The sequence below is a fragment of the Providencia sp. JGM181 genome (assembly GCF_018257375.1).
In the GTDB taxonomy this organism is placed as follows: domain Bacteria; phylum Pseudomonadota; class Gammaproteobacteria; order Enterobacterales; family Enterobacteriaceae; genus Providencia; species Providencia lanzhouensis.
In genome coordinates, this window is record NZ_JAERJY010000129.1 from 1 (window position 1) to 10,359 (window position 10,359).

7 protein-coding genes are annotated in these 10,359 nt (G+C 42.6%); 1 reads left to right on the plus strand and 6 read right to left on the minus strand.

Annotated features, from left to right (window positions below):
• Positions 1 to 440 precede the first annotated feature (440 nt).
• From rnd to JK188_RS14190, 5 genes are all read right to left on the minus strand, one after another.
• Positions 441 to 1,562, minus strand: a complete 1,122-nt coding sequence (rnd, locus tag JK188_RS14170) for a ribonuclease D (protein ID WP_211885495.1) — start codon at positions 1,560 to 1,562, stop codon at positions 441 to 443.
• Between the two features lie 108 nt (positions 1,563 to 1,670).
• Entirely contained in the window at positions 1,671 to 3,359 is a 1,689-nt protein-coding gene (fadD, locus tag JK188_RS14175; RefSeq protein ID WP_211885494.1) for a long-chain-fatty-acid--CoA ligase FadD, read from the minus strand.
• A gap of 332 nt (positions 3,360 to 3,691) precedes the next feature.
• Positions 3,692 to 4,294 (minus strand): Slp family lipoprotein, encoded by a 603-nt coding sequence (locus JK188_RS14180; protein WP_036948218.1) that lies wholly within the window; start codon positions 4,292 to 4,294, stop codon positions 3,692 to 3,694.
• Positions 4,295 to 4,514: 220 nt separating this feature from the next.
• On the minus strand, positions 4,515 to 5,210 hold the full coding sequence (gene tsaB / locus JK188_RS14185; RefSeq protein WP_211885493.1) for a tRNA (adenosine(37)-N6)-threonylcarbamoyltransferase complex dimerization subunit type 1 TsaB: 696 nt from the start codon (positions 5,208 to 5,210) through the stop codon (positions 4,515 to 4,517).
• 103 nt (positions 5,211 to 5,313) lie between these two features.
• On the minus strand, positions 5,314 to 7,239 hold the full coding sequence (locus JK188_RS14190; protein ID WP_211885492.1) for an ATP-dependent DNA helicase: 1,926 nt from the start codon (positions 7,237 to 7,239) through the stop codon (positions 5,314 to 5,316).
• Between the two features lie 148 nt (positions 7,240 to 7,387).
• On the opposite strand from JK188_RS14190, the gene JK188_RS14195 reads away from it, so the two are divergent.
• Complete coding sequence (locus JK188_RS14195) at positions 7,388 to 7,735, plus strand: RidA family protein (protein WP_036948225.1); 348 nt, start codon at positions 7,388 to 7,390, stop codon at positions 7,733 to 7,735.
• Between the two features lie 103 nt (positions 7,736 to 7,838).
• On the opposite strand, the gene JK188_RS14200 is transcribed toward JK188_RS14195, so the two are convergent.
• The gene (locus tag JK188_RS14200; RefSeq protein WP_211885491.1) at positions 7,839 to 10,121 is read right to left on the minus strand and encodes an autotransporter domain-containing protein; all 2,283 of its coding nucleotides are present in this window, start codon (positions 10,119 to 10,121) and stop codon (positions 7,839 to 7,841) included.
• Positions 10,122 to 10,359 lie beyond the last annotated feature (238 nt).

The window sequence follows — 10,359 nt, forward strand, 5'->3', positions numbered from 1 at the left end:
GCCCACAAATTGAAAATGATTTTATGAGAATGAGTTTTATTTACAAATAGCGAATTTATAATTCAATTAAAAATCATTGTATTAGAATGATAATTTTTCTTTTTATTTTTCAATCAACTATAAAACAACCCTCCCTCTACAAATGTTAATCATCGCTGTAATGGGTTATTTTAAGTTTGGTTTTTATTTATATTTCCAATTTTTTAAGAGTAATTACAGAATTGAAATGCATTAAATAGTGTCATTAATGCCAAAGTGCAGTGTTATTTTTAGATTAGTGCAAAATAATAATCTTTATTATTTAAAGAAGAATAAATATTGAATATTGGCGGGATTAAAATAAAACTTATTGAAATGAGTAACAAATTACCCAAGAAAAAAAGTGTTTTGGAAATGGTATAAAGGCACAAAATTATCGCTATTTTGTGCCTTTATCATAATTACGCTTGGCTAAGTAATTGGGTTAATGGGGCTTCTAGTAACCGGCCTCGCCAACCAGCAAGCAGTTCAGGCTGACATGATTTCTCTTTTAGCCCCCAATGCACCGCTAATAACTGGTTAATTTGTCGACGAGATGCCAATAACTCTGGGTTGAATTTTTCATTCTCGGCGATTTCTTTCACCACCCCTTTGATCTCTTTAAAAATGCTTTTGTATTGGCTCTGTTCAGTAATATTAGCAACAGGCGCCGGATACTGGCTGGCATCCAGTTTCTTCGCGTCTTCGACAATACTTAACAAGCGGCGACCATGGCAGCGAATTTCTTGCCCAGATAAACCAAGGGCATCCAACTCACCTAAAGAGCTCGGTAAATAACGCGCAATTTTCCACAGATTTTCTTCTTTAACCACGAAATTGATCGCCATATCCCGCGCTTTGGCTTGATCCAAACGCCATGCCGCCAGCAACTGTAAGCAAGCAAGTTGCTCATCGCGTAATTGCCATGCATTCGTGATATTTAAGTAGGCTTTTTCAGGTTTAACTGTTTTTTGACGGCGAGCAACCACACGCTGACACTCGTCTTGGGCATCGGCCAAATAGCCAGCTTCCGTCACTTTTTCCATCAAAATTTTAGCCAGCGGCAGTAAATAAAGTACATCCGCCATCGCATAGTCACACTGCTTCGAACTTAAAGGACGCGCGAGCCAGTCTGTTCGAGATTCGCTTTTATCTAACTCAACTCCCAAATGTTCCGCCACTAACGTAGCGAAGCCGCAAGAAATGGGATAACCCAAAAATGCCGCTACGATTTGGGTATCTATCATCGGCTCTGGCACACAACCAAAATCATGCATAAACACTTCTAAGTCTTCACTGCCTGCATGTAAAAATTTCAATTGGTTTGGATTGGTTAACAGCGCCTTAAATGGGCTAAAATCCGTCATTAATAGCGGATCAATCAGTGAAACCTGTTTTCCATCATACAACTGCAATAAGCCCAGCTGTGGGTAATAGGTTCTAGTGCGAACAAACTCAGTATCTAATGCTAACCATGGCGCATCACTGGCCTCTTGGCAGATTTGGGCTAATTCGCTATCTGTTGTGACTAAACGGTAATTCAAAACAAGTTTCTCTTTATTATAATTTGGTTAAATGTATCTGATTGACACAGTAACGCCGGTAAAAACCGGCGTTACACACATTGCTTTTGTTAATTCATCGCCTACTCGCTATGACGGCGATTTTTCTCGTGTTTGCTGCTCTTCGGCTCGTAATTCTTTTCGTAGAATTTTTCCTACATTAGATTTCGGCAGCTCATCACGAAACTCAAAAATTTTCGGTACTTTATACGCAGTTAATGAACGACGGCAGAATGTTTTTAGATCTGCTGCGGTCAGTGCTGAATTTTTGGTGACCACAAAAACCTTCACCGCCTCTCCAGTACTTTCGCTTGGTACCCCAATTGCAGCACATTCGATAACATCAGGATGCATGGAAATGACATCTTCGATTTCATTCGGGTAGACATTAAAACCAGAGACAATAATCATATCTTTTTTGCGATCAACAATACGAATATAGCCTTCGTCATCTATTTCTGCGATATCGCCAGTCGCTAACCAACCATTGATAAGCACTTCACTGGTCGAATCGGGACGATTCCAATAGCCTTTCATCACCTGCGGACCTTTTACCCACATTTCCCCAGGAGTACCATGAGGAACTTCATGCCCATCATCATCTAAAAATTTCACATCGGTTGATGGAACAGGTATCCCGATACTACCACTATAAGCTGTTAAATTATATGGGTTACCAGAAACTAATGGCGAACATTCCGTTAAGCCATAACCTTCGAGTAAATGCCGTCCAGTCAGCGCTTGCCACTTCTGAGCAACCGCTTTATGGACAGGCATTCCGCCTCCAACAGACAGCCTTAAACGAGAAAAATCAAGCTTCTGAAACTCCGGGTTTTGCAACCATGCATTAAAGAGCGTGTTAACACCCGTGATCGAGGTAAAGGGATAGCGGGATAATTGTTTCACCGTATCTGGCACATCTCGCGGGTTGGTGATAAGCAGATTCACGCCACCCACACTGATAAACAATAAGCAGTTTACGGTCAGCGCAAAGACGTGATAAAGCGGCAGTGCCGTTACCACATATTCATGCCCAAAATGTAAAACAGGACCATACGCAGCTTTAGCTTGGGCGATATTCGCAAGCATATTACGATGCGTTAACATCGCACCTTTGGCTACCCCAGTCGTACCACCGGTATATTGTAAGAATGCTAAATCTTCGCCAATAATATTCGGCTTGATATATTGCATTCGATAGCCTTGATGCATAGCGCGACGAAACGAAATGGCATCCGGTAAATTGTATTTTGGAACCAACCGTTTTACATATTTCACCACAAAATCCACAATTGTGGCTTTCGGGCGCGGTAGCTGATCCCCTAAGCGGGTTAAAATAACGTGTTTAACTTTGGTATTAAAAACGATTTTTTCTAATGTATGTGCAAAGTTAGAAACGATGACAATCGCTGTTGTCCCACTATCATTTAACTGATGCTCTAACTCTCGCGGGGTATACAGTGGGTTAACATTAACCGCTACCATACCCGCACGCAAAATCCCAAACAGCGCTATAGGATACTGCAGCAAATTTGGCATCATTAACGCAACTCGATCACCTTTTTTAAGACCCAATCCATTTTGTAGGTATGCGGCAAATGCGCGGCTTCTCTCTTCAAGTTTACGGTAGGTCATCACTGCGCCCATATTAATGAACGCTGGCTGATCCGCATATTGAGAAACGGCGTTTTCAAGTAACTCTGCTAATGACGCGAAGTCATCAGGACTTATTTCTTCAGGTACATCAGCAGGATAGTTTTTTAGCCAGATTTTTTCCAAAATGTTACTCCTGAATTTAGTGAGTTATTATTTTACACAACCCTTTAACAAATTATTAACTCATTGTACCAGTTTGAAAATTAGACAATGTTAAGGTTGAGAGCTATATCACTAAATAAATTTCATTCCTTCGAGATAAAAATAAGGCGGTCAATGCCGCCCTATCAACTTATGATTAATTCACCAGAACTTTAGTCTGCTTATAACCTGTAATTATACACTGTTGGCAGGAATTTTTGGAGAATTAAGCGATTAATAGTCCACTCATGCTCAGTATTTTTATAAAAAAAATCCTAGCTTAACTAGGATTTTTAGCAGAATAATACTATTGCTTAATCTTCCGTTAAATACGTCTGTACTTGAGCCGGCCCCACTGGATACCCATAGCCCCATCCCCAAGGATGATTATAGTAATATGGGGAACCATAATACCCGTACCCCCATGGACCCGCAGGCGGTGGCATCATCACGCTTTGTGCAATGCTCCAACGTTGGAAGCCTGTGACATTCATTGTCACATATTGATAAGGTACCTCTCCGATTTTCCCTGCTTGTTCTCCAGTTATGTTACCCACAACAGTGACATAGCGGTTTTTAAAATCGTTTGGCTCAACAAACCCGTTAATATAAGCGTAGATTCGACCAAGCGATGCAGAGTTTAATTCAGGCGCAGCGTCATATTTATTTAACGTCATGACGGCTATCTCAATCCGCGTTCTTTTCGGCTCATTAAAGACAGATAACACTTTACCGCCAAAACGCGCTTCTTGACCAATATACATCTCCGGCGCATTTTGCACCGACTTAAGATTATCTGCAGGATTAGGTACTGATCCCTTAATAGACTGAGGGATAGATACACAACCTGCCAGCGCTAATATGCCCGCAAGTAATAGCGTTTTCATTGCCGAGCGGTAGCTAAATTGAATTTTCATTTACCACCTCCAATTAGCAGTCATTATAAAGTGAGATAGTACGTATTAAAACTGCTGGTATTCCTTATCACATTATATGTGCAATCCAATTTTTATTAACGCTTATTTATTCAATAATAGCTCAATTAAACACCGATTCTATATCTTAGATTAAAAAAATAGCTATCGGTTTTACCCTGATAGCTATTTTTTCATTCGACAAAAATCATGCTGATTCTATTTATTCGCGACCCGGTAATTTTTTCCAAGTCACTTCATTACGCAAATAAGTCGGTTCGACATTCTCAACCGCAGTCACTTTACCTGCTAGCCACAGCTGCTCAGCAATTGGCAGCATATCTTGCGCTGCAGGTAACGTGATTAGGCTGTCACTTAAGGACAAGCCTTCTAATAATTCAGGATAAGCAGCCCAGCCCGTTCCTGCATGACTCCATTGCCCTTCTAATTCAGTGAATTTTAATTTGAAATCAGCAGGAAGCATCACAGCTTCAGTTTCTTCACCTACCCAAACACCGCGCTCATCACGTTGATATTGCGCACAATATATTTCGGACATTCGAGCATCAATCGCCACCAACACACGGGAACTATTCGTTGTTCGATATACACCTTGTGCCAGCGTCATCAGCGAGGAAACACCAATCATGGGTAAATCGGCGCCCAAAGCTAAACCTTGAGCAATGCCCACACCAATTCGAACCCCAGTAAAACTACCCGGTCCACGCCCAAATGCTAATGCATCTAATTGATTAAGTTTAATGCCTGCTTGCGCTAACACTTCTTCTACCATCGGTAATACTTTTTGAGTATGTTCGCGAGGAGAGATCGCAAAACGCGAAATAATTTCACCGTCGCACAGTAATGCAACAGAACAAGCTTCAGTGGCTGTATCAACAGCTAGAATACGACTCGACATGCCTAAACTCCGGCAAATATTAGGTTTTTTGTTGTCGCCTTATGACGGCAACCTGAAAGATGGGCGGTATCTTAGCATAAACCGCCCACAGGATTGCATAAAATTAGTGTTTCTCAATCGCTTCCGCGCGCTTTGTTGCCAAAAATTCAATCGCTTTATTCAGATCTCGCGTACGTGGTGAAGGAGGTAAGCTTCGCAAAAACACCTCCCCATAAGGGCGAGTCACTAGCCGATTGTCACAAATCACAATCACGCCGTAATCTTTTGTATCACGGATCAAGCGTCCCACCCCTTGCTTTAATGTGATGACGGCATCGGGCAGTTGAACATCGGCAAATGGGTCTCCCCCTCGAAGTTCACAATCTTCAATCCGAGCGCGTAATAACGGGTCATCCGGTGCAGTAAACGGGAGTTTATCGATGATCACACAGGTCAGTTCATCACCCCTGACATCAACCCCTTCCCAGAAACTGCTCGTAGCCACCAAAACGGCATTTCCTGCCGCAGTAAACTGTGCCAACAATTTATTTTTACTGCTTTCCCCCTGCATAAGCACAGGCAATGTCAGCGACGCTTTAAACTCTTCAGCTAATTCCCTCATCATTAAATGAGAGGTACATAAAAAGAAGCATCGACCTCGGTTTTTTTCAATTAACGGGCGCAACATATTGGCAAGCTTTTGAGCGCTACCCCGTTGATTAGGCTCCGGTAAAAAGCGAGGCACACACAGCAAAGTTTGGCTTTCATAATCAAACGGGCTTGCGAGCAATAATGTTTTCGCAGAGCTGAGACCTAAGCGGTCAGTAAAATGGCTCAGTTTTTCGTTAACAGAAAGGGTTGCTGACGTGAACACCCAACTAGCCGGCGTACTAGCAATCATTTCACTGAATTTATCCGCGACAGTGAGTGGTGTTAAGGCTAATAAAAAGTGACGTCCGTAGCTCTCAAACCAGTAACTATAACCCGGTATGGTGACATCCTTTAAGCGGTTAAGACGGTTGCGGTAAATCGTCACGCGCTCAAAAATAGAATCCAAACTTTGGGAACGCCCTAATGACGTTTTGATGACTTCATAACAGAGTTCCAGTGCATCATCCAGTAGCGTTAACGCTCGCTGAACTTCGGATAACTTCAGTAATTCCCGTAAATTCCCTCTAAAGCTGTTTTCCCCTAAGTTAAGACGAAAATCCAGTGTGCTTTGCGTCAGTCGATCGGCACTTTTTTGCAATTGAGCTTGGTCTTTTAGTTCTGTACGATACGTCATTATCATATCGCGAGCTAAATCTAACAGTTGCCGGCTACTGAGTTGCTGACCAAAATATTGGCTTGCAATATCAGGGATTTGATGGGCTTCATCGAAAATCATCACTTCCGCTTGGGGGATCAACTCCCCAAAACCTGTATCTTTCACCACTCTGTCAGCCATAAAAAGATGGTGGTTAACGACCACTACATCGGCATCAAGAGCTTTACGACGCGCTTTGAGTACAAAGCACTCTTGGTAGCGGGGGCAATCACTGCCTAAACAGTTATCGTTGGTACTAGTAACTAACGGCCAAACGGGGCTATCTTCAGCAATATCATGGCAAGTACTGGTATCCCCCAGTTCTGATTCGATGGACCAACTGCGCAATCTAACAACCGCTGCGAGGATCTCCGGTTCAAGACTACCTCCACCGAGGGATTGCTGATCTAATCTTTCAAGACACAGATAATTTGAACGCCCTTTTAATAGCGCCGTTTTACCTGTGTAGTTCATCGCATCGATAATCGTAGGTAGGTCGCGGTGATAAAGTTGGTCTTGCAGTGCTTTCGACCCTGTAGAGACAATCACTTTTTTGCCACTTCGTAATGCAGGGACGAGATAAGCGTAGGTTTTCCCTGTTCCTGTACCCGCTTCAGCCACCAGCACATGCTGCTGCTCAATAGATTGAGTAACCGCGTCAGACATGGTGACCTGCGCAGCTCGAGGTTGGAAACCGGGAATTGTTTTTGCTAGAAAGCCATCTGCTGAAAAGTCGTTAGACACTACGAACCTATATTGCTTACTGTTGATGAGCACACTTTACCATGAGTTCAAGATGGCTGCTGAGCTAATTATCGTTTCATCAATGAACTGATTTTCATCATAGTAGCAAACTGATATCCTTGGTTAGCATTGATAATAAGGAACAATTATGACTATTGAACGCATTGACCCAGATACCCGTTGGTCTGAAGCTGTTATCCACAACAACGTGGTCTATTACACTAGCGTCCCAGAAAAACTGGATGGCGATATTATTATTCAAACCGCAGATACCTTAGCCGCTATTGATGTCATGTTAGGCCGTGTGGGTTCCGATAAAAGCAAAATCTTAGATGCGACTATCTTCCTCGCAGATAAAGCGGACTTTGCTGGCATGAACCAAGCGTGGGATGCGTGGGTTGTTGCGGGTAGCGCGCCTGTTCGTTGCACTGTTCAAGCGGCTCTGATGAAGCCTGAATATAAAGTTGAGATCAAAATCGTTGCGGCGATTGATTGACGTTATTTGATAAATATCTGAAGTTTGATTAAGACTTGAAGAAAGAGGGCTAAACGCCCTCTTTTTTACTTATTTATATTGTACTTATTTATTTTACCTATCATCACCAATGGTACGAATAACTTAACCCTGCTTGAACACCATCATGGTTATAATCCGTTTTTTGCCACCCAGCATCGGCGCGTAATGTAGAGTTTTTCGTGACATTCACATTGATACCCGCAGCCACATATGGAGTCACACTTTTCTCTGAGCCTTTGTCATAAGCATAAGCGCCAATGTACGGTACATAGCCTGTAAATGCATCACGATCACTATTTAGCTTGAATGCGCTACCCACTTTTCCATCTAACGTGACTACATCATTGATATTGTGATCCACTCGAATACCAAGGTCGATATCTGTACGTTTGTTACCCATACGTCCATATTGCGCAGCAAATTCCGCATTTTTCGCTTCAGTATACCCACTGCGATTAATATCTTTATAGGTCAATGCTACTTCTGGTAGCAATTGAGTTTGAGGAGCAACGGAAATACCGTAACCTGCACCTACACGAGCTTGATAACCTTTGATAGTCGCGTTGCCTTGCCCACCTTCCGTATTTTGTAAGGTATCACGGGTGATCACTAAGCCTTGGCTCAGGTATGATGCCGACAAATCTGCATAGAGACCTTCATTATTACGGTTTTCTTGATAGCGAATATAACCGCCCACCGCAGGATGATTGCTACCACGAGTATCATAATTGCTAGTGAGTGTTGTGTTATTGGCGAAGTTCATCGCCACACCAACAGTCCAGTTTTCTGCTGGTAAACGCAGAGTTCCATGCAAGCCAGTAGCAACACGATGGTTGCTTGATACGGTATCATATTGCGTAAATAACCCAACGCAGTAGTTGTCCTGCCCTAACTGGCAGCGACTTGAACTGAGAGTCTCTAAGCTATTTTGGTAGAGATCGAGCACTTCAAATCCACGACTTGCTGTACGAGACATTGCGCGGCTACTATTGGTGGCATCTACCGTCACAATCGTTGGTTTTGTTGGGTCTACGGGTTTTACTGGATCAACTGGCTTAGTTGGGTCTACTGGTTTCGTTGGGTCGACCGGTTTTATTGGATCAACTGGCTTCGTTGAGGCTTCCTTAATTTTCCACAAAACAGCATGGCTCTCACCACTGTCTGTGATTGAGGTTCCAGCCACGACCAAACCATCATCCGATACCGAATACGCCGTTGCGTTACCGAGGTTATCGGATTGCAGCGTTCCTAGGTTCACCATACCTGTTTCTTCAGTCCAACGGAAAGCCTGCATGTATTTATTAGAATCCGTGTATGACTCCCCCACAATCACTGAACCATCACTTGAGAGATCATACGCTTCTGAATAGCCTGAGTTGTCCGACTTTAATGTTCCTAAGCCTTTCATGCCGTCTTTTTCAGTCCAGCGGAATGCCATTGTGGAATCACTGTCATAATCAGAGTCAGACCCACCGACAACGACGGTGCCATCTCTGGATACATAGTCAGCCCCTGAACGCCCTGAATTATCGGCGCGTAACGTGCCTAGACCCACCATTCCGGTTTTTTCAGTCCAACGAAAAGCATTGCTATCCCCTCCATCTGTGTCAGAAGAACCTACGACAACTGAACCATTGGCAGACACGCCATTTGCCGATGAAATTCCTGAATTATCCGACGTTAATATTCCCAAGTCAGTCATGCCCGTTTCTTTACGCCATCTGAAAGCATGCGTATTTCCTGAGTGAGTGCTTGAATCCCCCACTACCGTTGAGCCATCAGCGGATAATCCATTAGGATCAGAAGTTCCTGTGTTATCGCTTTTTAATGTTCCCAGCCCAACCATGCCTGACTCTCGAGTCCAAATAAACGCAACAGAGCGGTTATCGTCCACTGACGCTTGCCCTGTAACTACCTTCCCATCATCAGAAACTGCTTGGGCATACGAACCGTTAATGCCATCCGTACGTAAACTACCTAAGCCTTCCATTCCGCCACGTTCAGTCCAGATAAATGCACTTCCGCGCCCATCATCTGTACTTGAATAACCAATAATCGTAGAGCCATCCTTTGAAACGCCATTTGTTGACGCACGACCGCTGTTATCTGCTTTCAGCGTGCCTAAATGCATGATCCCTTTGTCTTGTGACCAACGAAACACACCCGAATCACGATTATCCGAACTTTCATTTCCCGCAATAACCTTTCCATCGCCTGAAATCGAAAGATCTTCAGAATCAATACCAGGGCCAATATTGATATCAACCTTTTTCTCAATTTCAAGCTTATTATTCGCAGAATATCCTTGAGACGTTAATAAGGAAATTCCAATAGTCACTGCCAGACTTAATTTATTTAGCTTCATAATATTTTTCGCATAATTTTGTTATTATGAGAATTTAAATTAATCATCAATTCTCAATATGAAATTCAATAGAAACCATTCCTTTTTAAAGCGGGGAAAAGAATATCACTTAAGAAAGATTAAATACATTAGTAAAATCAAGAATTGAAAGCCAAATAAAGCAATGATTTACCCAATGAAGTTAAACCCTGAAAATCAATACGCATCATATTGAAATAAAATAATTTTCTATTAAAAC